Origin of the sequence: Nostoc sp. UIC 10607 (assembly GCF_047228265.1) — a bacterium.
Classification (GTDB): domain Bacteria; phylum Cyanobacteriota; class Cyanobacteriia; order Cyanobacteriales; family Nostocaceae; genus Nostoc; species Nostoc foliaceum_A.
Window position 1 is genome coordinate 178,827 of record NZ_JBIQNW010000010.1, and the last position, 24,123, is coordinate 202,949.

Sequence of the window (24,123 nt, forward strand, 5' to 3'; positions counted from 1 at the left end):
GATTTGTCTCACGATTTAAAATCTTAGCACCACCTTTTATAATTAGCAAGTGGTTAGAAAAAATAACTTTGTGGGTAGAGATCGCGACAAAATTGCGTCTCTACCATCTAGATAAAAAATACTGGTTACACGCTCATCTCCAGCATTCGTTGCATTGGTCGCAGTGCAGCCAGCCGAATATCCTCTGACATGGTAATTTCGGGAGTACGATTTTTCATTGCCCAGTAGAGCTTTTCTAGGGTGTTTAACCGCATAAAGGGACATTCGTTACAAGCACAGTTATTCATCGGCGGTGCAGGAATAAAATGCTTGTCAGGAGCTAGTTTTTGCATTTGGTGAATGATTCCCGGCTCCGTAGCAACGATAAATTCTTTGGTGGGGCTGTTTTGACAATACTTGAGTAAGGCGGCTGTGGAGCCAATAAAGCTGGCGTGGCGTAATACACTACTTTCACATTCTGGATGTGCGATCGCCTCTGCTTCGGGGTGGGCAATTTTTAACTGGACAATTTTCTTTTCTGAGAAGGTTTCATGGACAACACAGCTACCTTGCCATAGCACCAAATCTCGTCCAGTCTGTTCCATAACATACCGCCCCAAGTTCCGATCTGGGGCAAAAATAATCGGCTGTTCTTTCGGTATCTGCTGGACAATCTTGACAGCGTTGGAACTGGTGCAAATAATATCGCTCATGGCCTTGATATCAGCAGAGCAGTTGATATAAGACACCACCAAATGATCTGGATGCGCTGCTTTAAAAGCTGCAAATTTGTCTGGTGGACAACTGTCGGCTAAAGAACAACCAGCATCTAAATCTGGTAAAAGTACTAATTTATCGGGATTAAGTATCTTTGCTGTTTCTGCCATGAAGTGAACGCCAGCAAAGACAATTACATCCGCATTGGTTTTTTCTGCTGCTTTCGCCAGTTGTAATGAATCCCCAATAAAGTCTGCAATATCCTGAATATCTGGCTCTTGATAATAATGCGCCAGGATAACGGCGTTGAGTTCTTTTTTGAGACTCTCAATGGCGGCAAACAAATCTAGTGGTAGTTCACCCAGTTGGGTGTTTTCTCGTTGAGCTAGTGCAGTGGTAAACACAATTAGGGGGTGCTTTAAATTGCAAATTTATGTCCTGTGGAACAATTATAGTAGTTTTTACCAAAAATAGTGGACGGTTGATATCCTGGGATTGTGTCCAAATCCGGCTGAGTTTCATATCCTGGAGATAGACGGCAAGGAAAGTGGCATGACCAGTCAGAAAACTCAATCGATAACCCTGAAAATTGCTGTAGTTGGAGATATTCACGACCAATGGGAAGTGGAAGATGGCGTTGCACTCAAGCATCTGGGTGTTGACTTAGTGCTGTTTGTCGGGGATTTTGGCAATGAATCGGTGGAAGTGGTCAGAGCGATCGCATCTCTCGATATTCCCAAAGCAGCCGTGATGGGCAACCACGATGCCTGGTACACCGCCACCGAATGGGGACGCAAAAAGGCTCCTTATGACCGCTCTAAGGAAGACTGGGTACAGGAACAACTCGATTTATTAGGTTCGTCCCATGTCAGTTACGGTAAATTGGATTTTCCCGCTTGGAATTTAACTGTAGTGGGGGGTCGTCCTTTTACTTGGGGTGGCCCAGAGTGGAAATTCGCGGAAATCTGTAAAGAACGTTACGGTGTGACGAGTTTAGAAGAATCCGCCGATCGCATCTTCAAAGCAGTTAAAAGTGCCGCTTACGAGACAATTATATTTTTGGGTCACAATGGACCTAGTGGATTAGGCGATCGCCCCGAAGACCCCTGCGGCAAAGACTGGCATCCAATTGGCGGCGACTTTGGCGATCCAGATTTGGGCGAGGCGATTTCTCAAGCCTTGACTGCTGGTAAAACCATTCCTCTGGTGACATTTGGTCACATGCACCGAGATTTACGCCATACCAAGAAGGTGCAGCGCAAGCCCATCTTTAGAAGTCCAGAGGGGACAATTTATTTAAATGCGGCTAGTGTCCCCAGGATTGTGGAAAATGACGGCGATAAGTTGCGTAATTTTTCCATTGTCACCCTAGAGGCGGGTGTGGTTTCGCAAGTTTCCCTAGTTTGGGTGGGGAATGACTTTCAGGTGGCTAAGGGGGAAATTTTGTACGAGCGATCGCGTATTGTGTCGTAGATATTCGCATCCAGTAGTGCAATCTGCGTAGAGAATAGGGTATAGTATTATCTGTCAAGTTTAGTGCTAACCAACAAAAGCGTCTAAATAGCGTCTAAAACTAGGATCAGCACAAGTTTGACAGATTTACTGGAGAGGTGGCAGAGTGGTCGATTGCGTCCGACTTGAAATCGGATGAGGCTAAAACCTCCGGGAGTTCGAATCTCCCCCTCTCCGTTGAATAAATGTTGCGATCAAGTAGTACACCTGTTTTGCATCTACAATATATCCAAATTGATGCACAAACAGTATTTGGTTAACTACTAATGAAAAATCTAAATATTAAAGAAGAAGCCCGCAAATTGATTGACAAATTGCCAGAAAATTCCACATGGGATGATTTGATGTACCAAATTTATGTTCGACAAACTATTGAAGCTGGACTAGCGGATAGCAAAGCTAGTAATGTTATTTCTGTACAAGAAGTGCGGAAGAAATTTGGACTACCAGAGTGAACGTTTACTGGACAACAACAGCAGTAGAAAATCTCTCAGCAATTTATGCTTATATTGCCCAAACTTCTCCGCAGTATGCGGCTAGAATAGTTGACCGGATTACTAGGCGTTCTGAACAAATTGCTAATTTTCCTTTGTCAGGTCGAATTGTATTAGAATTTGAAACCGAACAAATCCGAGAAGTTATTGAAGGTTCATACAGAATTATTTATTACATCAAACCAGAGAAAGTTGATGTACTGGCTGTCATACATGGTTCGCAGCAAATTACATTGAGTTCTGCGGATGCAGATGAGTAATGTTGGGTTTCACTTTACTTGATACAAGTTCCAATCTAACTAAAACAGCCGTGTTTGCCACCAAGGAGTATTTTTAACTTCCTTTTCTAAATTTTGAATTTCTTGTTGAAGAGTTTGCACTTCACTCACCATCGATTGTTTAGAAAAAATAGCAGATGCTTGCTTTAAATCTGCTATTGCCTCTTTCTTCTGTCCATTTTTTTTGCGAATACAACCCCGTTTTACATAGGCAAAAACGTAATCTGAATCTAATTTAATTACTTGATTATAATCAGCTATAGCGCCTTTAAAATCTTGTATTAGGCTACGAACACATCCTCTTTTAAAGTATGCTTCAGTATTTTGCGAGTTTTTATTGATGACTTGACTATAATCTGAAATAGCGTGATTATATTCTTTGGTATGTGTGTAAGCATTTGCTCGATTCATTATAGTGATTAGATCATTTGGATTTATGTTAATCACTTGATTAAAGTCTTGAATTGCACCTTCATAGTCCTTGATCTCTAAACGAGCATTGCCACGATACAAGTAAATATTGCATTCATTAGGTCTTAGTGCAAGTACTTGAGTATAGTCTTCTATTGCACCTTTGTAGTCTTTAAATCCCGAACGGATATAACCTCTGTTTAAGTAAGCATCAATATTTTGAGGATTAATATTGATAGCTTGGCAAAAGTCTGCTAAGGCTCTTGTATAATCAGCGACTTGAATATATAGCATACCACGCCTGTAGTAAATATCGTCGTTGCTATGTTCAATTCTGATGCTCTGTGTGTAATCTGAGATTGCTCGTTTATAATTTTTTTGTCCCGATAGAATGTGTCCCCTATTACGGTAAGCCACAAGATGATCTGGATTAATTTTAATTGTCTGAGTATAATCTTCAATTGCTCTTTGATAATCTCGTCTGTCAGAATAGATGCAACCTCTTAAAAAATAAGCTTCAGCATATTTAGGATTCATTGCTATAACTTTAGAAAAATCCTCAAGAGCTTCCATGTACTGTTTATTTTCAAGTCTTTCAACACCTCGCTTGAAAAACTCATCACCACTTTTAAATACATCAAGTAAACCGGAAATTCCTCCTGTTATTCCTTTAGATACATAGCCAACAACAGAACCTGCTTCATTAGCTACATTCTCAACTACAGAACTTATATTTTTCGCTGTTTTCTTGACTGAAGATTCACCTTTTGCACCAGCTAAAACCCCTCCGGCTATAGCTATAGGGATAGCAATTGGGCCAGTCAAGCCCAAAGCACCTATTGTAAATAATGCTCCCATACCACCTGCAATAGCCCCTGCTTTATTTTTCCCCGTAAAGTCATTGAATACAGCTTCTTCAGCAACATCAAAAACAAAGTCTTCTATGCTCATTTGTCCTCTATTTTATGAAAGTAAATATTATTTAAAATTAGACTGTTACTATAGACAGTACGCCTTTACTTTAGAAATAGTAGCTGCATTGGGTATTTTTTACATTTGTAAAAACTCGGAATTATTTTAATATAGTTTTTTCAGTTTAACTAAGTAATAACTAGGTTAAAAATAGTAAAAAAATAAAGTTTTATGCCAAAATTGCTGTACGCACTTACAAAACTTACAAGCCCACTCCCCTTTAATGCTTGCATTATGCTATCATTTTGCTAAATTCTACTTCGAGGTAAAGCGATGGCTACCCTTTATGTAAGAAATTTACCCGATGATTTGTATACAAAGCTGCAAGAGTTAGCGGCATCTGAACACCGTTCAATTAATGCCCAAGTTATAACTCTGTTAGAGCAAGCTTTAAAGACTGAAGCACAGCAAATAGAAGATCAGAAACGTCAGAATGTACTTAAAGTCTTAGAAGAAAGTCGCCAGCGTCGCCGTGTGAATCCAGCAGATTTCGGATTACCTGATAGTACTGAAATGATTCGAGAAGACCGCGACAGATGACGACACCTCTAAGATGCGTGTTAGATACCAGTGTGTGTATCAAGTATTTTATCGCTGATCCACTAACTCCCAAAGTTAATCAGCTTTTCGACCATTTTGCCAATCCACAGACGGAAATATTTGTTCCAGACCTCTTTTACATTGAGTGTGCTAACGCCTTCTGGAAGTACGTCCGTGCAAGGATGTACACTGCTGCTGAGGTTCAGACAGATTTAGCCACCCTCAAAGCTTTTCCGTTACGTGTTGTCTCAACGGCTGACTTGATGGCGGATGCAGTTGCGATCGCATTAAATTATGGAATCTCCGCCTACGATGGCTCTTATGTCGCACTTTCACAGCAGATAGGTACTACTTTGCTGACTCTCGACGGCAAGCTGGTGAAGGCTTTAGCCGCTTCGTCTTACAATGTTTGCTCATTTAATGACTTCGAGGTTCCGCTATTGGAGTCAATGTAGAAGCGATCGCTTCTCCTCACTCTATATTCAACCCCAAAGCATTAAATGAGACTAAATATCTTGATATAAATTCAGAATTGGGGAAATTAAATTTTTATCACTGACTTATCTTAGTTGCAATAAAATTAGTTTGTAAAGCAGGGAATAAACCTGCTGTTTTTTAATATTCAATTGTCAAAAATGCCTTTTACTTATAACCGCACGGTTCGCTTTCAAGATACTGATGCTGCTGGGGTAGTTTATTTTGCTAATGTTTTGGGTATTTGTCATGAAGCTTATGAAGAATCTTTAGAAGCATCAAATATTAATCTCAAAGATTTTTTTACTAATCCTTCTGTAGCTTTCCCCATTGTTCATGCTAGTGTCGATTTTTTGCGCCCTATGTTTGGCGGGGACAAATTGCTGATTAGTTTAATTCCCCAAAAAATAGGTGTTGAGAAGTTTGAAATTACTTATGAAATTACTGTGGGTGAAGTGATAGTTGCTAAGGCTATTACTCGCCATGTTTGTATTGATGCAAGTACTAGAAGTAAACAGGAATTAACTGATGAGATTATTCAGTGGTTGGAGACGAACCGCAGAGACGCAGAGGACGCAGAGAGAAGAAAGTCGAGAGAGATTATGTGATGGAATTATGAAGGAATTCTGTGGAAATTTTCTGTAACTGTTGACGGTTAATTTTACCTTGAGAGTTACGGGGTAAGTTTTGCTGGGGAATCCAATATTTAGGGATTTTAAATTTGCTGAGTTTGTCTTTAAGTAGGGTTTGAATTTTTAAGGCAGAGGTATCTGATTTTTTGGGAATGTAAATCGCTGTTAAGGCTTGTCCCCAGTGTTGATCTGGGATGCCGATGACACAAATATCAGCAACCATTTGAGTTGATAAGATAGCTGATTCAATCTCTGCTGGGTAAATATTTTCCCCACCTGTAATAATTTTGTCGCTGTTACGTCCGATAATATTTAAATGACCTTGAGCGTCTAAAAAGCCTAAATCATCTACTTGGAAATCAGTTTTATTTTCTCTAGTTATCGGATAGTAACCAAGAGCTAAAGATTGAGCATGAATGGTGATATTTCCGATTTGATTGGAATTTAAAATTTCACCTTCCTGATTGTGAATAGTTACTTTCGCATGGGGAAGAATTTGGCCACTGCTAATTTTACCAATCAGAAAATCATCCGGTTTTAGGGTAGCAATTTGAGAGGCGGTTTCTGTCATGCCATAAGTAGGTGCTAACCGGATGCGGTGAAATCTGGCTTTTTCTAGTAGTACGTTCCATGCTGGCGCACCTCCCAAAAGTACAGTATTAAATTGGGATAGCCATTCAGTTAATTCTGGATTTTCCAGAAGACGTTGTAACTGCGTTGGTACTAAAGATATGAAAAATTCTGATTGTTTAATATTTAATATTTGACCTGATTCTACAGCTTTAAATGGTTGAATAGCTAGTTTACCTGCGGTAGTGAATGAGCGCATAAATTGCATTAAACCGCTAACATGATACAAGGGCAATATGCAAAAAGAATTTACTTGCTTTAGTTGAAAGTATTCTGTAAATCCTTGTACAGATGCTGTGAGAGTTTCCCAAGTGTGGATGGCAAATTTAATCTGCCCCGATGAACCACCTGTAGGAATCATTATGAGTGGGGAGTGGGGAGTGGGGAGTGGGGAGTGGGGAAGTGGGGGAGTGGGAGTGTGTAGAAGTTCTCCCCAAATAATATCTGGCTGTACTAAATCAAAGACTTGTTGCCATTCTTGTGTTACCCAGTCGGGGTTACAAAGAAAAACTGGACAATTCGCTGCACAAGCGGCAATAAAACTAGCTAAAAATCGTAATGGTTCACGTTCAGCTAATATGATTTTTGGTGGCGTTCCGCACGCTGATAATTGTGTTAGTTCTAAATATAATTCTTGAGCTATTTGATTAAATTTACGGCTGTTATAACCGATAAGCCAATCATTTTGAGCCAGGTTATTAAGACAGTCTAAAGGTCGTTCCATAAACTTTGAAACCACGTTTCTTCTTGTTCAAAAAAATGGTCGATGCCAAAACCAATTGCTCTATTGTCTCGGGATAATTCCGCTGCTAGTTGAAGTGCTGATTTTCTACCGATCGCAGTTTCAAATACTGATGAAAATACAGTATCAATTTGATGCTGGTGGCAAAACTTTCTCAGACGAGATGGCGATCCGACTATCCCAGGCTTGATCACAAAAATTCCTCGCCAACCTTGTTGATGACAAGCGGCGAGTTGCCCAAGTGTGGCGACAGATTCATCTAAAGCGATCGCAGTTTCATAACTCGTACTCAATTCCAACATTCGCTGAAATTGCTCAACAGGTAGCGGTTGTTCGATAAATTCAATTTTTAGGGGTAGTTCTCCATTTGCCTTGAGATTGTCGCAAGTTGACAGCCATAAGTTTGCTTCCTCACAGCTGAGTCCACCGTTGGCATCTAATCGCAGTTTCGTAGAGGTTGGTAAGGCGTGTATCAGTGACTCAAAAATTTTTAGTTCATCAGCGATCGCATCCACGGCAATTTTCCACTTAAACGTGCGATATCCCTTCTGCCATAAGGTTTCCCATTGATTTAAAGCCGCTTCCCCTGCTGGTAATAAGCCACTGTAGAAGAGTGAAGAGTTAGGAGTTATAAAATTATCTCCCCCACTCCCCATCTCCCATGCTGATTCAAAGCCAAATTGACAAGCAGGTAACTCATCTGGGATGGAGAAAATTATCTCATCTGTGATTTCTCCTGGGATTTGGCGACAAAAATCTAAGGCTTGTTCTAGGGTTTCGGAACCGAACCAGCTAATGGGGGCAATTTCTCCCCAACCGAGTTTACCTGATTCATCGGTGAGACGGAGGATAATACCTTCACGAATATCCCAAGTACCATGATTGGTGGTAAGCGATCGCAAAAATCTTCGCTGATATGGACGAAACTTAAATTGATAACGCATCAATTAGTAATTGCTAAAGCATAAATCCCAGTCCGAAAAGCAAGCAAGCCCAAAAATGCACGGCTACGGCGATGAATTTACAGTTACTAACTTTGTCCGGCTGGTTGTGATTTTCTTGAACGTGGCGACATAATTTGACAGCGAAGGGTAAACTTACCCAACTCAGTAACGTCCAAACTGGAGAAATTCCCAATAGTACAAATAGCAAGGTGAGGGGATAAATACTACCAGTAAACCAAACTAGGAGTTGAGCACCTTTTGCTGTTCCTAGACGGACAATAGGCGATCGCTTACCTGCGGCTATGTCATCTTTAACTTGGTGAAAATGTGAGCAAAACAAAACTAAGGTTGTGGCAATCCCGACAATGACTGAGGCTGCTAAACTTGTCATTGACCAAGTTTGAGTCTGGCTGTAGTAAGCTGCTTCCACTGCTAAGGGGCCAAAGGCAAAAAAGCAAAGAATCTCGCCTAAACCCCGATATCCTAAGCGGAAGGGAGGCCCTTGGTACATATAGCCCAAACCACAGCATACTAGAATGATGCCGATAACAGTTAGGTCTTGTTGCCAAAATGCGATCGCTAGTATGCCCAGCAACCCCAAACTTAAACACAAATTTCCTAACCAAAATATTAATAGCTTATTGCCTGTTAAGTTCACCAAAGAATGATGCTTATTTTGATCAATCCCTGTTTCGGAATCAAAGACATCATTGCTGATATTTTCCCAGGCAAGAATTAAGATTGCAGCAGCTACAAAAGTAGAGAATACTGCACCATTAAAAATTTTAGTTTCGGCAAATGCTACTGCTGTTCCTACCCAAATGGGCATAATGGCAACGCTGTACATTGGCGGTTTAATCGCTGCCATCCATAACTTAGAGTTGGGATATAAAATCTGCTTGGTAGTCATCAGTCGTGATTAATTAAATTGCCGGAATATTACTCACACTTGAGATTTTATAATTTAAAGAGACGCTAGATATTCATGAGCTAAAAACAACTGCCACTTTTACTGTGGCTCGTTAACCTTGTGTTGTTAACACTCTACCCTCGCTTACGTTGCAGCCCAAGGCTGGAAATGGCTTGTCAGGGTCTAGGAACACCACAAACAAGGCAAATCCTACGCTGGTGAAATGACAACTTAATATGTTACCTGTAGAAATACGACCACGATTAATTACACTTTAGGAAGTTAACTTAAAAAAAATTTACTATAGATCCATGACAGTTTCACCATGTCGTAGCAACCTCTTTGTAGAGCACAAAGATTTATATCAATTTTTGGTAGCAGTGCAAGAAAAGTGCGTCAAAAATAATTGCAGGCAAATTGTCAGTATCTCTCAGGAGATCGATTTAGTTGACCCTTTACTTGTATTGGATAAACTTACACAAGCAAATGAAATAAATTTTTACTTTGAGGATAAAGGTAAAGGAGAAGCGATCGCAGCAATTGATTCTGTAGCAAAATTACAGATTGATGGTGCAGATCGTTTTACTCAAGCTGAACATTTTATCAAATCTTGTCTAAAAAATATAATTAATTTTGGTAACACTAATCAACCTTTTTCTGGGCCTCACTTTTTTTGTTATTTCAGCTTTTTTGATAAAAATGCCCAGGTAGATTATCCATTTCCATCAGCTACCATCTTTCTTCCACGTTGGCAAGTAGCTGTGAAAAATCAGCGTTGTATATTAGTAACAAATATAATTATCAATGAAGATGCAAATATTCAAAGATTGTTGGAAAATTTGCAACATAAAATTGATTTTATCCAATCTTTAGAATATTATTCTCCTAATATTGATTATTTTCAGGCAAACTTCTACAAAAAATCTGTCACGAATGCTACTCAGTTTAAACGTTCAGTAGCATCTGTTTTGGAAAAAATTCGGTCTAGTCATTTAAGTAAAATTGTCTTAGCAGATATATTAGATGTCAAGTCAAGCAACCACTTTGACTTAGTTAAATCCTTAAATAATCTTAGGCATATACATCCTAATTGTTATATTTTTTCTACAAGTAATGGCAAAGGTCAAAACTTTATTGGTGCAAGTCCAGAAAGATTAATTAGTATTAATAATCAACAGTTAATCACTGATGCTTTGGCTGGTTCTGCACCACGAGGTAAAACCCCTGCTGAAGATGCAGCTAATGCTAATCGCTTACTCAATAGTGAAAAAGAAAAGCACGAACATTCGTTAGTACTTGATTTCATTACACAACGCCTATGCCAACTAGGTTTGTTACCCCAAATATTAGCACCACGGCTGCGACAATTATCGAATATCCAGCATTTATGGACACCAATAAGTGCTATGGTTCCCACTAATATACACCCATTAAAAATTGTTGGACAATTGCATCCTACACCAGCCGTTGCGGGTGCAGCACGAGATGTGGCCTGTGCGGAAATTCGGCGTTATGAAAGCTTTGAAAGGGGTTTATATGCTGCGCCTCTGGGTTGGATAGACTCTGAGGGAAACTGCGAGTTTATTGTAGGAATTCGTTCAGCATTGATTGATGGCGATCGCGCGAGATTGTATGCTGGTGCTGGTATCGTTGCGGGATCTGATCCTAACAAGGAGTTTGCAGAGGTGCAGCTTAAACTTCAGGCGTTACTGAAAGCATTAGTTTAAATAAATTAACTAAAATGCGGAGATTGTGGGACAATTTCCACATTTTTATTCATTTGTCACCACTATTTTTGATGTGTTGACGCAAGACAGAATTGATGAGTGTTTTGTATTCGACACTTTGGGATTGAAACCAAGCTATCACATCTGGATCAATCTGAATTAAGTTCCGTGCTTGAGTTGCGGGTAATCTCAATATTGACTTCTTGAAAAACTCATCGTTTAACGGCGGAATATCAGAATAATCAATGTCGTCATCTGACATCGATTCCAATGCTTCCCAATTAGTATGTGAGATATTGTTCAAATCGTTGGCGCTCATATCGATTTGCCCTTCGTGCTGAAATAATTCGGATGACATCACTTTGGCGTTCTGTCCAGATGACGACCGCTACACCGTTACCGAGAAAACCGATACCTAACCAGCGTTCTTCACCATAATCAAAACGGTTATCTAGCTCAATTAGCATTGTACTATCAAACATTTTAGGGACATCGGCAAAGTCAATTTTATGTTTGCGGATATTTTCGAGATTCTTCGCGTCATCCCATTCAAACTGCATGAAAGTTCAAAGAAAATTAATTGGGCTGATATCTATTATCGCGCATAAGTAAGTAGGCGAGAAGAAATCAAAGTAAGTTAAGTAATGTAAAAAATCTTGAAATTAGTTCGTAGTGTTCGCCTAGCATCTCATAGAGAGGACTTTAGTCCTCATTCAGATAAACTATTAACATAAAAACTACACCGCTTAATCCGGTGTAGTTTTTATGTTAATAGAGCATATACTTTTGACGATGTTTTATACTAAATCCTGATGAGTAAAAGCTTTAGCATTCGCCCCAGTGTAAGTAGCTACAATATGACCATCACCAGTCATTCGATATTTGTATGTCACTAATCCTTCTAAACCAACGGGGCCACGAGGAGGCATTTGTTGCGTACTAATTCCTACTTCTGCACCAAAACCATAGCGGAAGCCATCAGCAAATCTGGTAGAACAATTATGGAATATATTAGCTGAATTTACCAATCCAAAGAAAGTTTCTACAGATGCTGAATCTTCAGTAATAATCGCGTCAGTATGACGAGAACCATATTCGTTAATATGAGCGATCGCATCTTCTATAGAATCTACAATCTTTATCGACAAAATAAAATCGCTGTATTCTGTTTCCCAGTCTATTTCTGTTGCAGCTACGATATTAGGCAAAATTTCTAAGGTGCGTTTATCACCCCTTAATTCCACATGGCGTTCTTCCAAAGCCTCAGCAACTTTTGGTAAAAATTCTGTAGCAATTGATTGGTGAACTAGCAAAGTTTCAATTGCATTACAAACAGCAGGATATTGCGCTTTCGCATCGACGGTAATTGGAACTGCTTTAGAAATATCAGCAGCTTTATCTATATAAAGATGACAAATCCCATCAGCATGACCTAGTACCGGAATGCGTGTATTTTCTTGGACAAACTGCACAAAGGAATTAGAACCTCTAGGAATAATTAAATCTACATATTTATCTAACTTCAAAAGTTCTAGGGTTTCTTCTCTAGTTGTCAACAACTGCACCGCATCAGGGTTAACAGCAGTTTGAGATAATCCTTGTTTAATTGCTTTAACGATTGCTTCACAAGAACGTACCGCTTCCTTTCCACATTTAAGAATCACACCATTTCCCGATTTGATAGCCAAGGAAACAATTTGAATCGCCGCCTCTGGACGCGCTTCAAAAATAATTCCCAAAACGCCTAAGGGACAAGTAATTCGCTTGAGAACTAAGCCAGTATCAAGTTCGCGGTGAATCTGCACTTTACCGATAGGATCAGCTAGCTTACCAACATCTCGTACCCCAGCGATCGCATCTCTTAATTTATGTTCATCTAACTGCAAGCGCTTATAAAGTGGTTGGGGAATACCTTCGGAAGTAGCAGCTTCACAATCAGCAACATTTGCTTGTAAAATTTCATCTCTAGCTGATTCTAAAGCTTGAGCGATCGCAACAAGGGCTTGATTTTTTGCCTCAGTGGAGAGAATCGCTAGCTTACTTGCAGCTTGGCGGGTTTGCCCTGCGATCGCAATTAGGGGAGAAGCAATGTTAAGAATAGTCATAGCACAAATCTTTACCTTTTCTTCATCTTATCAATGTGAGTTCACCATTGCTTATCGTCTTCCTCCAATCGGGTGAACCATCTGGGTAATCAATAATTACTCTGATCGGGTGAAGCAAGACTTGGTTTAAAACATTTATTCTGTGATTATCGAACACGGACAAATTAAAGATAGTAAATCTACATTTCAAAGATTATTCTAAGTATTATTGCGTAGCTTATTTGAAATCATTAAAAATGATTTATGCGTACCGGAGGCTAGAGAGATATCGTAATTTATGTTTCTCTAGCCTTTTACTTAAGTAATTAATTTATACTGCCGATATTTGAATTTTTACGAAATTGTGATGACGATCGCTGGATCTATTGAGTATTGATGGATCAAATACCACTCCTTTGCTAGGGAGATCCTATGTCATTGCAATCTGGATTAGATGCCTTAAAACAAAAACGTTATCAAGAAGCGGTTGAATTACTCGAACAATTCTGCCGTGATTGCGTTGAACGTGATTCCTCAGATTATCTTTCAGCACAGATGTGGCTGATGAAAGCCTATCAAGCTACAGGCGAAATCGAAAAAGCCAAGATTCTGTGTCAAAAGTTAATGATGAGTGAAAATCCACAGGCTCGTAGTTGGGCTGAACAAGCTAGTCAATCCTTTCGCCAAACGCCAGCAACCCAATCTAACGCCAGCCAAAAAGCTGGTCGCGCCGCGACTACTGGGATGAAATTAGCGATGGGGGGTGTGGGTGGTAGTTTGGCGTTAGCTTCTGGTGTCACCATGACCTTGCTGTTTGGCATGGTCTTGGCCTTAGGTTTGAGCTTAGTATTTATTTTGGGTAGCGACGATCCACTCCAAGGGCTAGCGATCGCTATTGGTTTTACCCTAGTTTTTAATATCGCCGCCTTTTTCCTGTCTCCATTCATCATGGACTTAACCCAAGGCTGGCTTTACCAAACTCGCTGGGTAGAGTTAGCAGAAGTTGAAACCCTCAGTCCAGAGACAGCTAAAGTTATTAACCAAATCTGTCAGCAGAAAAAGCTGAAAACACCCCGTTTAGGAATCATTAACGACGAAAATCCCACGGCTTTTACTTACGGTTCATTACCTAACAGCGCCCGTTTAGTAGTCAGTCAGGGACTTTTCACTTATCTGGATGATGATGAAATTGCTACTGTCTACGCTCATGAATTAGGGCACATTGTCCACTGGGACTTTGCAGTGATGACAGTAGCTTCTACCTTAGTGCAAATTTGCTACCTGATTTACAGCACAGCCAGAAGATTGGGGCGTGGTGGCGATAGCAAAATTAAAGATGCGATGCAAACTGCTGGTCTAGTTGCCTACGTGTTTTATATCATTGGTACTTATTTACTGCTGTACCTCTCCCGCACACGGGAATACTTTGCTGACCACTTTGCAGCCGAAAGTACAGGTAATCCCAATGGATTATCCCGCGCTTTGGTGAAGATTGCCTACGGGATATTAGAAGAAGGTTCGCGGACACAAGAACCTAGCCGTTTAATTGAAGGGACTCGCGCCTTAGGTATCTATGATCATAAAGCCGCCGCTTCCACAGGAACCGCTTACCGCATTGCATCCGATCCGCAAAAAATTGGTCGCGTCTTTTTGTGGGATATGTTTAACCCTTGGGGCTGGTGGATGGAGTTAAATTCAACTCATCCCTTGACAGGAAAACGAGTTCGTGCATTAAGCACCTATGCCGAACAATTGGGTTTACCGACTGAATTCGATATGGGGCGAGTTGTAGGCGAAGGTAAAAGTCTTAATAAAAGTAGGCTTTACGGTAACTTCTTTTTAGATGTTGTGCTGTATGGTGCTGAAACTATAGGTTTCTTTATTGGCTTAGTAATGGGTGTGATTCTGTGGTCAAGTTCCCCAAACACAGGTTTAGCATTTGGTGCACCACTTATTGGTTTAGGGATGGGGATTCTGGTTAAAGCCTTGGTGATGTTCCCCGACTACAAGCAAGCACCGGAAACTGACATTCTCACCCTGATGTCAGATCCTTACGCCAGTCCGTTGCGTGGAAATCCTGCAAAACTTGAAGGTCAACTAATTGGTCGTGGCGATGCTGGTTATAAGTTTGGTTCCGATTTAAAAATTCAGGATCGTAGCGGGATGCTTTATTTGCATTATGCTTCACGTTTTGGTCCCATTGGCAATTTCCTATTTGGGATGAAGCGAGTCCAAAGCTTGATTGGTGAACAAGTTGGGGCAGTGGGTTGGTTCCGTCGGGGTGTTGCACCTTGGATGGATTTGATTCAACTCCAAAGTGAAAATGGCACCATTGTCAACAGTTATCATCGCTTCTGGTCATTCATCCTTGGCGGTGGATCAATTATTGTAGGAGTGGTCTTGACTATGTTTTTGAGCAGCTAGCTGAGTTTCTAGCTTGCTGTCAAAGCATTTCTCAGTCCATCCAAGCTTTCATTTGTTAGGAGGTGGTTAGTAACTGCCTCCTTTTTTTATGCAACTTGTAAATCAATACGGTTCAGGTTTTCGAGACGCGATAAATCGCCGTCTCTACAAGTGTTTTGGTCTTATCTGAACTGTATTGACTTATAAATAGCCCTATTCTGTATCTGTAATTTTCCTCCTTCCTTGCCGTCGGCACGCTGGGCGATCGCATTTGCTTGTTTAGCGATCACATTTGCTTGTTTGGCGATCGCATTTGCTTGTTTGGCGATCGCATTTGCTTGTTTGGCGATCGCATTTGCTTGTTTGGCGATCGCATTTGCTTGTTTAGCGATCATATTTGCTTGTTTGGCGATCGCATTTGCTTGTTTGGCGATCGCATTTGCTACCGAAAGCTTACTTGTGCATTAAACTTGTTGGCTGCCTTTAACCAGGTTCGCCACCACTGTCACCAACTTATCTGGCTCGATTGGCTTAGATAGATGAATTTGGAATCCAGCTTGCAGAGCCAACTGACACTCTTTATCTCTGGCAAAGGCCGTCAGTGCTACAGCTGGAATTTTTTTTCCTTGGGGTGCTTCCCTGATTCGCACTTTGCGAATCAGCGCATAACCATCTTCATCTGGCATTCCGAGATCACTGACTAAAACATCTGGTTTTAATCGTACCAGCGCTTCTAAAGCTTCACCTACTGAACTGACCGATGTCACCATAAAATAAGCTCAGGCTTTTCTCTAAGCATTTTTAACATTTCACGGACATATCGAAAGCCACGATAATAAGCTTTCAGGTCAATAATGCCAGAACCGATATTATGGTGACAGAAATCAGCGAGAAGATGATGGGATAAATTGACCATAAAGAATTCTAGATTAGCAGCATTAGTGACAGCAGTTTGGCTTCATACTATTTCTGTAACATTTCCTAATCAAGAAAATTTCAGACTTTTTATAGATAACCATATATATAAAAAGAAGGAGTAGCTACTCCAATGAAAAATATAAAAGTTAAGATACATTGTTGGTTCGCCACAATGACTTCCATGAGAATTTCAATTAGGTTTTGAATGGTCTGGAGCATTAAAATTACAGATTTTGATCGCTCCAAATTTGGATTTCAGATCGGTACAGTTTGTAACAGTCAATGAATAAAACTGAGGTAATTATGTCGGATCAAATTAACATATGTGAGTTGCTGACAGAACTATCCACAAACGAACAGCAACTTCTATCCGGTGGCCACTGGGGTCATGGTCATGGTCATGGTCACGGGGGTCATGGTCATGGTCACTGGGGTCATGGTCATGGTCACGGGGGTCATGGTCATGGTCACTGGGGTCGTGGTCACTGGGGTCGTGGTCACTGGGGTCGTGGTCATCATCGTCGCTGGGATTATGATGATGATTAATAAAAGTAAAGCCATAGCAGAGCGTCTGCCGCTGCCTGCCACCAGTTGAGCACAGCGATCGCCTCAGGGCAAACGCATCTAAAGTATAAGAATCCTTTAATAGCAAGGGTTTTGGCGTTTTTTAATTTAACCTATTTTTTCGTCAATATCCTTATCCAGCAGGGGTTTCAGAAATACCGTGCGTTCGCCCTGGGAATAGTTAGGTGTTCAGTAGTAGATTTAACTGCGGTAAGGGTAGTCTCATTGTGAGTAACCAAAGCATCAGGCGCAAAATCAAATAATTCTTGGTAACGCTGACGCTCCTTCTCGACTACCATTCGTGTTGCTTGTAGTTCGTCGGAAGCGAACGCGAGTTCTACAAAGAGAATTAGACACAATTTAGCTATCTCAACCTCCAACTATTATCATAATAATAAAGAATTCATAAAGAAATCCACCTAGAGTGCTGTACAGCAACAAACATAATAGGTAGATTTAAGCAAATTTTTTTATAGCTTAAGGAGGGCCTGATGGTTACAGCAACGGTACCAGGACAACAGGTCAAAATCGGCCCAACCAAGTTGCTGATTAACAATGAGTGGGTAAATAGTGTCAGTGATCGCCGATTTGAAACAATCAACCCGACTACAGGTGAGGTAATCTGCGAAGTCTCAGAAGCAGACGCCGCGGATGTAGATAAAGCAGTACAAGCAGCCCGTGCTGCCTTTACTAGTGGAGAATGGAGAAAGATATCTGCCACCCGTCGCGGCGAGTTGCTTTACAAGCTAGCTGATTTAATTGAGCAAAATATCGATGAGTTGGCGCGGTTAGAAACTCTCGACAACGGTAAGCCATTACAAGATTCATTAGGTGACTTGGGGCTAGTCATCGCCTGCTACCGTTACTATGCAGGCTGGGCTGACAAAGTACAAGGTAAAACTATCCCAATTAACGGGCCATACTTCTGCTACACTCGCCATGAACCTGTGGGTGTAGTTGGTCAAATTATCCCGTGGAATTTTCCCCTATTGATGCAGGCGTGGAAATTAGCACCGGCTTTAGCAACTGGTAATACTGTAGTTCTGAAAACAGCAGAACAAACACCATTATCAGCGCTGCGGGTAGGTGAGTTGATTGTTGAGGCTGGTTTTCCCCCTGGTGTGGTGAATATCTTATCAGGATACGGGCCAACCGCCGGGGCTGCGATCGCTCGTCACATGGATATTGACAAAGTGGCATTTACTGGTTCCACTGAAGTCGGTCATCTAATTATGGAAGCAGCCGCTAAGAGTAACCTGAAGCGCGTCACTTTGGAACTTGGTGGTAAGAGTCCTAACATCGTCTTTGCCGATGCAAATATGGATGCAGCGATCGCAGGTTCCCACGATGCCCTATTCTTTAACCAAGGGCAGTGCTGCTGTGCTGGTTCGCGGCTATTTGTCGAAGAAAAATGTTATGACGAGTTCGTTGCTAGAACTGTAGAAAGAGCGAGAGTGCGGGTTGTCGGTAATCCTTTCGATGCCAATACAGAACAAGGGCCGCAAGTAGACAAAGACCAATTCGATCGGGTGATGAGCTATATCGAATCTGGAATGCGTGAAGGTGCACAGATGCTATGTGGCGGGAATCGAGTCGGCGACAAGGGTTATTTTATCGCCCCCACAGTCTTTGCAGATGTCCGCGATGACATGAAGATTGCCCAAGAGGAAATCTTTGGCCCAGTGATGAGCATCATCAAGTTTAAAGATATTGATGAAGTAATTCAACGGGCTAATGCCACCATGTACGGACTCGCCGCCGCTGTGTGGACTCAGGATATCACTAAGGCCCATGCGATCGCCAACAATCTCCGGGCTGGTACTGTGTGGGTAAATTGCTACGACGTATTTGATGCTGCTGCACCCTTCGGTGGATTTAAGCAATCTGGTATTGGTCGAGAACTCGGCGAATATGGCTTGCAGCAATATACTGAAGTTAAGACCGTTACCATCAAATTGTAATTCGACTTGAGTCTAGCTTTAACCATGTTCATCCCTCTAAATCTGAAAAAAATCGGTTTTAGGGGGATGATAATTGTGATATTTGATATGGGGTGGGCATGATAAATAGACTTGCATACAACCCCTAGAAAATTCTGATGATAAATGCGATCGCTACTAGATTTCGCCAACTTATGGCTGGGAGAAAAAGCCCGATTGGCAGATATGACCGTAAAAACAAAATCAAGCGTTCCTTAGCACTGTATACCTGCATAGGGTTAGTAGGTGGAATTCTAGCATTGTTGTTAATGACATCCCCAGGACTGGCCCAAAAACCGGAACCCCAGCAAACCCCAAAACTCCAACAACCGTTATTAGTAGCCACACGAGTTATACCGCCTTTTGTACTACCAAACAAAGGTGAGCTATCGGGGTTTAGTATCGACCTCTGGCGCAGCATCGCCAACCAAATAGGTGTAGAGTCTAAATTTATAGAATATTCCACTGTGCCGGAACTGCTTTCTGCCATTAAGGACAGCAAAGCCAACTTGGGAATTTCAGCTATCTCGATTACAGCCGAACGCCAGCAGAATTTTGATTTCTCATTACCCATTTTTACTGGGGGGCTGCAAATAATGGTACGAAACGCAGAAACCAACGACAGCGCCTTCCCAAATATTTTGCAATTATTTTTCTCTGCTAGCCTCTTGCAAGTAATAGGCGTTGCCTTAGTGCTAATTGTCGTAGCAGCCCACATTATTTGGTTATCTGAACGCAATCATAAAGATGGGATGATTCCCCAATCATACTTTCCTGGCATTTTCAAAGCCTGTTGGTGGTCAGCTGCCACATTAGCAACCCAAGCTGATGAAATGCCCAAGGGGGTACTGGGACGCTTAGTAGGTATTGTCTGGATGTTCATCGGAGTACTTTTTGCCGCCTACTTTACAGCCAGCGCTACTACATCATTGACAGTACAACAGCTTCAGGGCGATATCAGGAGTATAGACGATTTACCCGGCAAGGTAGTGGTCACAACTGCGGGTAGTACAGCAGCCACATATCTGCGAGAACATCGTATTTCAGTTTTAGAAGTTCCTAAGATTGAGCAAGCTTACAATGCTCTGCAAACAAAAAAAGCTGATGCCGTGGTGTTTGATGCACCTGTACTCCTTTTTTATGTTGCCAATGAAGGCAAAGGAAAAGCACAGATTGTTGGCAGTATCTTACGTGAAGAAAGCTACGGCATAATTCTGCCTAACAACAGTCCCTACCGCAAGCAAATTAATCAGGCCCTGCTGAATATCAAAGAAAATGGCACTTATCAATCGTTATATGATAAGTGGTTCGATGCTAAAGAATCTTGAAGAAGGGAGTGGGGAGAAATCAATTCAAAATTCAAAATGACGTTCGCGGACTCGCTAACAAAATTGAAGAAAAAGACTGGGGGAGATGAGGGAGATGAGGGGACAAGGAGAATAACCCATGCCAATGCCCCATTCCCAACTCCCTACTCCCCACTCCCTTCTTTGGCAAGTTGGGCTTTTGCCTGTTGCCAGAGAGTTTCTAACTCATCCAAACTGTAATCAGAAAGGGGACGGTCAACAACCGCCTCCATTTTTTCTAATCGCTGGACAAATCGCTGATTTGTGCCTTGCAAACCGGTACTGGGGTCAAGATTATGCCAACGGGCTAGCTGAATCACTGCAAACAGTAAATCGCCTAATTCTGCTTCTTGCCGTTCGGGTGTTTCCGCAGCTAAAGCCTGTTGAAACTCCCCCAACTCCTCATGAAACTTATCCCAAACACCCTGAATATTTTCCCATTCAAACCCAATCGCCGCTGCCTTTTGGGAAATCTTCATTGCCGCCGTCAGTGGGGGAAGGGTGCGCCCATAACGACCGAGTTTAGCACTAAGTTTTTGCGCCTCTGGAGATGATTCGCCTTTTTCCGCAGCCTTGATTTGTTCCCAATTTTGCCGCACCTCATCCACACTAGCAACCGACACATCACCAAACACATGAGGATGACGGCGAATCAACTTTTGAGAAATCCCCTGAGTTATTTCCTTAAGAGAAAATTGCCCCGATTCACTAGCTATTTGGGCTTGTAATACCACCTGTAATAATAAATCGCCTAACTCCTCAGCGATCGCACCCTTATCCCCACCCTTAATTGCATCCACCACCTCATAAGCTTCCTCAATCACATAAGGCGTGAGCGTTTCGGGAGTTTGAGCCAAATCCCAAGGACAACCACCATCAGGCGATCGCAACTTTGCCACCACCTCAATCAACTCCTGCAACGCCGCCAAAGTCTCATTTTTATCTTCCATACCTCTGCGTACCTCTGGGCTTCCCTTAGCGTTCCTTTGCATTTAAAAAAATTATTTCTTTAGTCTCGGACGACGACCGCGACTTGTAACTTTACGCTTCTTAATTTTGCCACTAGGAAGCAACCCCCGAACCCCCTGCTTTTTAAAACGCTTATAAGCCGAACCGCCCCAATCGCTCAGAGAATGACTCATTGCACCGAGTTCCAACCCCAAAAACAGGGCGATATATTCAGTATCGTAATCCACAAGCGATTGCCCCACAGTTTGTCCCAAATCCTGCCAAGTAAAACTCAGATTCCATAACCTTTGGGCGATCGCCAAAACGAGAATTGCCACAATAGCCAGCAAACACCCCAGATAAATTACTCGTAGAATCGTGCCAATAATCGGCCCGTGGGATAAAAAAGAACGATGCCGGAGACTTTTTTGATAAGGTAGCCAAATCCAGCGCAAGAAACCCCAGCGTTGAAATTGCACAGAGTAAATATCCAAATCGGGGCCAAACATCAGCCCGCCAAAGAGAAACCCGCCTGCAACCAACAAAGTCGCATTGCTGCTGCGAGTCTGCCAGAAAGTAACGCCTGCCACAAACGGCAGAGCATACATGGTAATGCGATCGTGCGTCCGACCAGAGGGCATCCTAAATCCTGTTAGCGATAGCGGGGCGTTGAGCCAGTGCTGAGTAACTGAATACTGAGTCAGTATAAGAGAAAAAAAGATTTTCTTAAAACTACTAGCGCAACGCGAAATGTTTTGCTATATTAGTTAAGGATTAGTCAAACGGGCGGTTAGCTCAGTTGGTAGAGCGCCTGCCTTACAAGCAGGATGTCATCAGTTCGAGTCTGGTACTGCCCATTAATTAAATTAAGGCTAGAGACAGCTTAGATGCGGTTTCTAGCCTTTTTTTTTTGGATTTGTGGTATTCCTTAACTACGGCAGAGGACGCTGGCGAATCTGATCGCGCTCTAATACCGTGAACCGCTCCTCAAATTGCAATCCTTCTATCTCTAGTAAATTTAACAATAGTGTAGCTGGCTCCTCTGGAACATGGGGGCGAAACCGCAGATAAATCACACCCGTTGGTGATGGTAATCTTAAGCGATAGATGAGTTCGCCATAGTCGCGATCAAACTTTAAAATCACCCGTTGCTCATTAGCGGCACGAGTCAAAACCTCTGTATCTTCAATACCTGGAGAATCCTCTGTCACTGAAGCAACATCATAGCCCGCTTGCTGTAGCAGCCGCACACTGGGCAATGGAAAGTTCTCATTCGCCAGAAACCGCATTACTTGGCCTCAGTAGACAGCAATGGTGTGTAGAATACATCCTCTTTGAGACACTCCGCGGCAAACGCGAACACAGCTTGGATTGCAGGAGCGCTGAGAGTTGGATAGCTTTCTGTAACTTGCTGTTCTGTCCAACCTTCGGCAAACAACCCCAATATGAATTCCACAGATAGCCGCGTTCCTTTGACGACAGGCTTTCCAAGGAGAATTTTCGGGTCTGAATGAATATAAGTTTTCCAATCCATACCAGTTTACCTTTATCGGGCTTCATTTATTATGAGCGATGCCTACGGTGGGCTGCGCCAACGCACCACTAAGATATTCCGCATTTTTATCAGATTCGTCAAAAATGCAGCAGTTGGAAAATAACTTTGCTACGGCAACAATTGACCCAAACTCAAACAATTAATCACTAGTTAATATTGAGGCAAGAAGGTCAGGATGAGACAGATGTGGGCAATGTCCAGAAACTAGTTCAATGGCATCAACTCCTAAGCGCTTGCGTGCGGCGTAGCGTGACCATGTAGGAGACAATATTCGGTCATCGGTACAAACAATATATTTACGCTCAACATGCGGCAAAGCTTTTAGAGGATTCGTTTCAAAGATATATGCCATAGATTGTTGCGAACGACTTTTCGATATTGCCCACTGTGCTACATCTGGTTGACAATCATGAAAGAAAAACTCCCTTAATACTGCTTCGTCTGAATAATCCTTCCCTACGGAAGCTGGTTCAAACATATCAGGTTCATCGTGGAACTGTTCGAGTTTACTTGGCTCTTTTGGCTGGTAATTGAATGATTTAAGCGTATCAGAATCGAGACGATGAGAAAATTGGTCGAGTGTACTAATTCCGGGATGGGGAAGTAGCGCAGCCACAAACACTAGTTGACGCACTTTTACCGCTGCTGCGACCAGGGAAATTATAGTACCAGCCATTGAGTGACCGACTAGGACAATATCATCATCAGTTTTTGGCAGCGCTTGAATTACTGCATCTGCAAACTGGGACAAAGTAGCAGATGCATTTTCAATTGGTAAATCCATTGCTACGGTTTTGTGACCCTGTGTTTCTAAATAGGGAATTAGCAAATCCCAACACCAGGTGGCTTGGAAAGCACCGTGAACTAGACAGTATAGACTCATATCAATTGAATAGTGGTAATGGTGGACGATTTTCCTAATTTCTCTTATTTTTTAGTAAATTTTTAACCTTAAGCAGGTAAGTAAATCAGCATCTTTATCGATTGCCTGTTTCCTGCTATATATTCAAACAGCGGTTAAAACAGGCTGAAAAGGTTGCAATAAAATACCCAAGATTTTATCAACTTCTTTAATATAGTACTCAGTCAAATCTATATAAACAGTCGTCTCTTCTAAAAATAAAAACTTCCAGTTAGTTCCACTAGTAACCAAACCATAAATCCGCCCAACTTCATTGCCTTGATTTTGATTGAACAACTGCGCCACCTCTCTCCTCTTAGGAGCTACGGTGTACACACAAGTGATCGAATCACTACCAGTCCTCAAATTACCCCACCCTAACCCTCCTGACAAGTGTAGGTTTTTTACAGTTAGGAGGAGTTATAACAGTAAAATTCATCAACAGGGGTACGAGGAAAAGAAC

The 24,123-nt window shown here is 41.8% G+C and carries 28 protein-coding genes, 2 tRNA genes and 1 pseudogene; 13 read left to right on the forward strand and 18 right to left on the reverse strand.

Annotated elements, in window-relative coordinates; all coding sequences use genetic code 11:
• Positions 1-125: 125 nt before the first annotated feature.
• Positions 126-1,100, reverse strand: a complete 975-nt coding sequence (nadA, locus tag ACEYW6_RS12595) for a quinolinate synthase NadA (protein WP_412979945.1) — start codon at positions 1,098-1,100, stop codon at positions 126-128.
• 148 nt (positions 1,101-1,248) lie between these two features.
• On the opposite strand from nadA, the gene ACEYW6_RS12600 reads away from it, so the two are divergent.
• The 4 genes from ACEYW6_RS12600 to ACEYW6_RS12615 all read left to right on the forward strand — a co-directional run bounded on the left by ACEYW6_RS12600 (position 1,249) and on the right by ACEYW6_RS12615 (position 2,962).
• On the forward strand, positions 1,249-2,169 hold the full coding sequence (locus ACEYW6_RS12600) for a TIGR04168 family protein (RefSeq protein ID WP_412979946.1): 921 nt from the start codon (positions 1,249-1,251) through the stop codon (positions 2,167-2,169).
• 131 nt (positions 2,170-2,300) lie between these two features.
• Positions 2,301-2,385: transfer RNA gene (locus tag ACEYW6_RS12605), tRNA-Ser, on the forward strand.
• A gap of 89 nt (positions 2,386-2,474) precedes the next feature.
• On the forward strand, positions 2,475-2,663 hold the full coding sequence (locus ACEYW6_RS12610) for a hypothetical protein (protein ID WP_190912562.1): 189 nt from the start codon (positions 2,475-2,477) through the stop codon (positions 2,661-2,663).
• Positions 2,660-2,962 carry a type II toxin-antitoxin system RelE/ParE family toxin gene (locus tag ACEYW6_RS12615; protein WP_412979947.1) on the forward strand — a complete coding sequence of 101 codons (303 nt, stop codon included), beginning with the start codon at positions 2,660-2,662 and terminating at the stop codon, positions 2,960-2,962. Before ACEYW6_RS12610 ends, ACEYW6_RS12615 begins: the two co-directional genes overlap by 4 nt.
• A 39-nt stretch (positions 2,963-3,001) precedes the next feature.
• Here the strand turns inward: ACEYW6_RS12615 and ACEYW6_RS12620 are convergent, their stop codons facing one another.
• Positions 3,002-4,342: a tetratricopeptide repeat protein gene (locus ACEYW6_RS12620; protein WP_412979948.1), complete on the reverse strand. Its 1,341-nt coding sequence runs from the start codon at positions 4,340-4,342 to the stop codon at positions 3,002-3,004.
• 294 nt (positions 4,343-4,636) lie between these two features.
• On the opposite strand from ACEYW6_RS12620, the gene ACEYW6_RS12625 reads away from it, so the two are divergent.
• The 3 genes from ACEYW6_RS12625 to ACEYW6_RS12635 all read left to right on the forward strand — a co-directional run bounded on the left by ACEYW6_RS12625 (position 4,637) and on the right by ACEYW6_RS12635 (position 5,985).
• Positions 4,637-4,903: a FitA-like ribbon-helix-helix domain-containing protein gene (locus ACEYW6_RS12625; RefSeq protein ID WP_412979949.1), complete on the forward strand. Its 267-nt coding sequence runs from the start codon at positions 4,637-4,639 to the stop codon at positions 4,901-4,903.
• Positions 4,900-5,358 (forward strand): type II toxin-antitoxin system VapC family toxin, encoded by a 459-nt coding sequence (locus ACEYW6_RS12630; RefSeq protein WP_412979950.1) that lies wholly within the window; start codon positions 4,900-4,902, stop codon positions 5,356-5,358. Before ACEYW6_RS12625 ends, ACEYW6_RS12630 begins: the two co-directional genes overlap by 4 nt.
• A 180-nt stretch (positions 5,359-5,538) precedes the next feature.
• Positions 5,539-5,985: an acyl-CoA thioesterase gene (locus ACEYW6_RS12635; RefSeq protein ID WP_412979951.1), complete on the forward strand. Its 447-nt coding sequence runs from the start codon at positions 5,539-5,541 to the stop codon at positions 5,983-5,985.
• On the opposite strand, the gene ACEYW6_RS12640 is transcribed toward ACEYW6_RS12635, so the two are convergent.
• The 3 genes from ACEYW6_RS12640 to menA are packed head-to-tail and all read right to left on the reverse strand — an operon-like array spanning position 5,978 to position 9,235.
• The gene (locus tag ACEYW6_RS12640; RefSeq protein ID WP_412979952.1) at positions 5,978-7,363 is read right to left on the reverse strand and encodes a 2-succinylbenzoate--CoA ligase; all 1,386 of its coding nucleotides are present in this window, start codon (positions 7,361-7,363) and stop codon (positions 5,978-5,980) included. The two genes, ACEYW6_RS12635 and ACEYW6_RS12640, sit on opposite strands and share 8 nt — an antisense overlap.
• Positions 7,348-8,325 (reverse strand): o-succinylbenzoate synthase, encoded by a 978-nt coding sequence (locus tag ACEYW6_RS12645; protein ID WP_412979953.1) that lies wholly within the window; start codon positions 8,323-8,325, stop codon positions 7,348-7,350. The genes ACEYW6_RS12640 and ACEYW6_RS12645 overlap by 16 nt, the downstream gene beginning before the upstream one ends.
• A 13-nt stretch (positions 8,326-8,338) precedes the next feature.
• On the reverse strand, positions 8,339-9,235 hold the full coding sequence (gene menA, locus ACEYW6_RS12650) for a 2-carboxy-1,4-naphthoquinone phytyltransferase (RefSeq protein WP_412979954.1): 897 nt from the start codon (positions 9,233-9,235) through the stop codon (positions 8,339-8,341).
• Between the two features lie 311 nt (positions 9,236-9,546).
• Between menA and ACEYW6_RS12655 the strand changes: the two genes are divergently transcribed.
• Positions 9,547-10,962, forward strand: a complete 1,416-nt coding sequence (locus tag ACEYW6_RS12655) for an isochorismate synthase (RefSeq protein ID WP_412979955.1) — start codon at positions 9,547-9,549, stop codon at positions 10,960-10,962.
• 49 nt (positions 10,963-11,011) lie between these two features.
• Here the strand turns inward: ACEYW6_RS12655 and ACEYW6_RS12660 are convergent, their stop codons facing one another.
• From ACEYW6_RS12660 to ACEYW6_RS12670, 3 genes are all read right to left on the reverse strand, one after another.
• Entirely contained in the window at positions 11,012-11,281 is a 270-nt protein-coding gene (locus tag ACEYW6_RS12660; RefSeq protein WP_412979973.1) for a BrnA antitoxin family protein, read from the reverse strand.
• A complete protein-coding gene (locus tag ACEYW6_RS12665) occupies positions 11,244-11,522 on the reverse strand; it encodes a BrnT family toxin (RefSeq protein ID WP_412979956.1) in 279 nt (92 codons plus the stop codon). The genes ACEYW6_RS12660 and ACEYW6_RS12665 overlap by 38 nt, the downstream gene beginning before the upstream one ends.
• A 237-nt stretch (positions 11,523-11,759) precedes the next feature.
• A complete protein-coding gene (locus ACEYW6_RS12670) occupies positions 11,760-13,067 on the reverse strand; it encodes a glutamate-5-semialdehyde dehydrogenase (RefSeq protein ID WP_412979957.1) in 1,308 nt (435 codons plus the stop codon).
• Between the two features lie 411 nt (positions 13,068-13,478).
• Here ACEYW6_RS12670 and ACEYW6_RS12675 point away from each other — a divergent pair, with 411 nt between their 5' ends.
• On the forward strand, positions 13,479-15,470 hold the full coding sequence (locus ACEYW6_RS12675) for a M48 family metalloprotease (RefSeq protein ID WP_412979958.1): 1,992 nt from the start codon (positions 13,479-13,481) through the stop codon (positions 15,468-15,470).
• Positions 15,471-15,631: 161 nt separating this feature from the next.
• Here ACEYW6_RS12675 and ACEYW6_RS12680 read toward each other — a convergent pair whose 3' ends face one another.
• From ACEYW6_RS12680 to ACEYW6_RS12690, 3 genes and pseudogenes are all read right to left on the reverse strand, one after another.
• A complete protein-coding gene (locus ACEYW6_RS12680; protein WP_412979959.1) occupies positions 15,632-15,844 on the reverse strand; it encodes a hypothetical protein in 213 nt (70 codons plus the stop codon).
• 69 nt (positions 15,845-15,913) lie between these two features.
• Entirely contained in the window at positions 15,914-16,219 is a 306-nt protein-coding gene (locus tag ACEYW6_RS12685; protein WP_412979960.1) for a response regulator, read from the reverse strand.
• A pseudogene (locus ACEYW6_RS12690) lies at positions 16,213-16,404 on the reverse strand (IS4 family transposase); the annotation flags it as partial. The gene ACEYW6_RS12685 and the pseudogene ACEYW6_RS12690, both read right to left, overlap by 7 nt.
• A gap of 266 nt (positions 16,405-16,670) precedes the next feature.
• Here ACEYW6_RS12690 and ACEYW6_RS12695 point away from each other — a divergent pair.
• Complete coding sequence (locus ACEYW6_RS12695) at positions 16,671-16,913, forward strand: hypothetical protein (RefSeq protein ID WP_412979961.1); 243 nt, start codon at positions 16,671-16,673, stop codon at positions 16,911-16,913.
• Between the two features lie 167 nt (positions 16,914-17,080).
• Here the strand turns inward: ACEYW6_RS12695 and ACEYW6_RS12700 are convergent, their stop codons facing one another.
• Complete coding sequence (locus ACEYW6_RS12700) at positions 17,081-17,230, reverse strand: hypothetical protein (protein ID WP_196509662.1); 150 nt, start codon at positions 17,228-17,230, stop codon at positions 17,081-17,083.
• Between the two features lie 192 nt (positions 17,231-17,422).
• Here ACEYW6_RS12700 and ACEYW6_RS12705 point away from each other — a divergent pair, with 192 nt between their 5' ends.
• Together ACEYW6_RS12705 and ACEYW6_RS12710 are read left to right on the forward strand one after the other, a co-directional pair.
• Entirely contained in the window at positions 17,423-18,892 is a 1,470-nt protein-coding gene (locus ACEYW6_RS12705; protein ID WP_412979962.1) for an aldehyde dehydrogenase family protein, read from the forward strand.
• Between the two features lie 137 nt (positions 18,893-19,029).
• Positions 19,030-20,238: a transporter substrate-binding domain-containing protein gene (locus ACEYW6_RS12710; protein WP_412979963.1), complete on the forward strand. Its 1,209-nt coding sequence runs from the start codon at positions 19,030-19,032 to the stop codon at positions 20,236-20,238.
• A gap of 143 nt (positions 20,239-20,381) precedes the next feature.
• On the opposite strand, the gene mazG is transcribed toward ACEYW6_RS12710, so the two are convergent.
• Positions 20,382-21,206: a nucleoside triphosphate pyrophosphohydrolase gene (mazG, locus tag ACEYW6_RS12715; RefSeq protein WP_412979964.1), complete on the reverse strand. Its 825-nt coding sequence runs from the start codon at positions 21,204-21,206 to the stop codon at positions 20,382-20,384.
• A gap of 51 nt (positions 21,207-21,257) precedes the next feature.
• Positions 21,258-21,845 carry a metal-binding protein gene (locus ACEYW6_RS12720; protein WP_412979965.1) on the reverse strand — a complete coding sequence of 196 codons (588 nt, stop codon included), beginning with the start codon at positions 21,843-21,845 and terminating at the stop codon, positions 21,258-21,260.
• Positions 21,846-21,988: 143 nt separating this feature from the next.
• On the opposite strand from ACEYW6_RS12720, the gene ACEYW6_RS12725 reads away from it, so the two are divergent.
• Positions 21,989-22,061: transfer RNA gene (locus ACEYW6_RS12725), tRNA-Val, on the forward strand.
• Between the two features lie 75 nt (positions 22,062-22,136).
• On the opposite strand, the gene ACEYW6_RS12730 is transcribed toward ACEYW6_RS12725, so the two are convergent.
• The 4 genes from ACEYW6_RS12730 to ACEYW6_RS12745 form a co-directional block, all read right to left on the reverse strand.
• Complete coding sequence (locus ACEYW6_RS12730; protein ID WP_412979966.1) at positions 22,137-22,493, reverse strand: DUF5615 family PIN-like protein; 357 nt, start codon at positions 22,491-22,493, stop codon at positions 22,137-22,139.
• Positions 22,493-22,738, reverse strand: a complete 246-nt coding sequence (locus ACEYW6_RS12735; protein WP_412979967.1) for a DUF433 domain-containing protein — start codon at positions 22,736-22,738, stop codon at positions 22,493-22,495. The genes ACEYW6_RS12730 and ACEYW6_RS12735 overlap by 1 nt, the downstream gene beginning before the upstream one ends.
• A 160-nt stretch (positions 22,739-22,898) precedes the next feature.
• Positions 22,899-23,642 (reverse strand): alpha/beta fold hydrolase, encoded by a 744-nt coding sequence (locus ACEYW6_RS12740; protein ID WP_412979968.1) that lies wholly within the window; start codon positions 23,640-23,642, stop codon positions 22,899-22,901.
• 123 nt (positions 23,643-23,765) lie between these two features.
• Positions 23,766-23,966, reverse strand: a complete 201-nt coding sequence (locus ACEYW6_RS12745; RefSeq protein ID WP_412979969.1) for a hypothetical protein — start codon at positions 23,964-23,966, stop codon at positions 23,766-23,768.
• Positions 23,967-24,123 lie beyond the last annotated feature (157 nt).

What these genes read in the sequence shown, in the direction of transcription:
- ACEYW6_RS12600 (WP_412979946.1), top strand. Translation starts at nt 1,249, where the DNA reads ATGACCAGTCAGAAAACTCAATCGATAACCCTGAAAATTGCTGTAGTT.
- ACEYW6_RS12610 (WP_190912562.1), top strand. Translation starts at nt 2,475, where the DNA reads ATGAAAAATCTAAATATTAAAGAAGAAGCCCGCAAATTGATTGACAAA.
- ACEYW6_RS12620 (WP_412979948.1), bottom strand. Translation starts at nt 4,342, where the DNA reads ATGAGCATAGAAGACTTTGTTTTTGATGTTGCTGAAGAAGCTGTATTC.
- ACEYW6_RS12625 (WP_412979949.1), top strand. Translation starts at nt 4,637, where the DNA reads ATGGCTACCCTTTATGTAAGAAATTTACCCGATGATTTGTATACAAAG.
- ACEYW6_RS12630 (WP_412979950.1), top strand. Translation starts at nt 4,900, where the DNA reads ATGACGACACCTCTAAGATGCGTGTTAGATACCAGTGTGTGTATCAAG.
- ACEYW6_RS12635 (WP_412979951.1), top strand. Translation starts at nt 5,539, where the DNA reads ATGCCTTTTACTTATAACCGCACGGTTCGCTTTCAAGATACTGATGCT.
- ACEYW6_RS12640 (WP_412979952.1), bottom strand. Translation starts at nt 7,363, where the DNA reads ATGGAACGACCTTTAGACTGTCTTAATAACCTGGCTCAAAATGATTGG.
- ACEYW6_RS12645 (WP_412979953.1), bottom strand. Translation starts at nt 8,325, where the DNA reads ATGCGTTATCAATTTAAGTTTCGTCCATATCAGCGAAGATTTTTGCGA.
- menA (WP_412979954.1), bottom strand. Translation starts at nt 9,235, where the DNA reads ATGACTACCAAGCAGATTTTATATCCCAACTCTAAGTTATGGATGGCA.
- ACEYW6_RS12655 (WP_412979955.1), top strand. Translation starts at nt 9,547, where the DNA reads ATGACAGTTTCACCATGTCGTAGCAACCTCTTTGTAGAGCACAAAGAT.
- ACEYW6_RS12660 (WP_412979973.1), bottom strand. Translation starts at nt 11,281, where the DNA reads ATGAGCGCCAACGATTTGAACAATATCTCACATACTAATTGGGAAGCA.
- ACEYW6_RS12665 (WP_412979956.1), bottom strand. Translation starts at nt 11,522, where the DNA reads ATGCAGTTTGAATGGGATGACGCGAAGAATCTCGAAAATATCCGCAAA.
- ACEYW6_RS12670 (WP_412979957.1), bottom strand. Translation starts at nt 13,067, where the DNA reads ATGACTATTCTTAACATTGCTTCTCCCCTAATTGCGATCGCAGGGCAA.
- ACEYW6_RS12675 (WP_412979958.1), top strand. Translation starts at nt 13,479, where the DNA reads ATGTCATTGCAATCTGGATTAGATGCCTTAAAACAAAAACGTTATCAA.
- ACEYW6_RS12680 (WP_412979959.1), bottom strand. Translation starts at nt 15,844, where the DNA reads ATGATCGCTAAACAAGCAAATGCGATCGCCAAACAAGCAAATGCGATC.
- ACEYW6_RS12685 (WP_412979960.1), bottom strand. Translation starts at nt 16,219, where the DNA reads ATGGTGACATCGGTCAGTTCAGTAGGTGAAGCTTTAGAAGCGCTGGTA.
- ACEYW6_RS12695 (WP_412979961.1), top strand. Translation starts at nt 16,671, where the DNA reads ATGTCGGATCAAATTAACATATGTGAGTTGCTGACAGAACTATCCACA.
- ACEYW6_RS12700 (WP_196509662.1), bottom strand. Translation starts at nt 17,230, where the DNA reads ATGGTAGTCGAGAAGGAGCGTCAGCGTTACCAAGAATTATTTGATTTT.
- ACEYW6_RS12705 (WP_412979962.1), top strand. Translation starts at nt 17,423, where the DNA reads ATGGTTACAGCAACGGTACCAGGACAACAGGTCAAAATCGGCCCAACC.
- ACEYW6_RS12710 (WP_412979963.1), top strand. Translation starts at nt 19,030, where the DNA reads ATGATAAATGCGATCGCTACTAGATTTCGCCAACTTATGGCTGGGAGA.
- mazG (WP_412979964.1), bottom strand. Translation starts at nt 21,206, where the DNA reads ATGGAAGATAAAAATGAGACTTTGGCGGCGTTGCAGGAGTTGATTGAG.
- ACEYW6_RS12720 (WP_412979965.1), bottom strand. Translation starts at nt 21,845, where the DNA reads ATGCCCTCTGGTCGGACGCACGATCGCATTACCATGTATGCTCTGCCG.
- ACEYW6_RS12730 (WP_412979966.1), bottom strand. Translation starts at nt 22,493, where the DNA reads ATGCGGTTTCTGGCGAATGAGAACTTTCCATTGCCCAGTGTGCGGCTG.
- ACEYW6_RS12735 (WP_412979967.1), bottom strand. Translation starts at nt 22,738, where the DNA reads ATGGATTGGAAAACTTATATTCATTCAGACCCGAAAATTCTCCTTGGA.
- ACEYW6_RS12740 (WP_412979968.1), bottom strand. Translation starts at nt 23,642, where the DNA reads ATGAGTCTATACTGTCTAGTTCACGGTGCTTTCCAAGCCACCTGGTGT.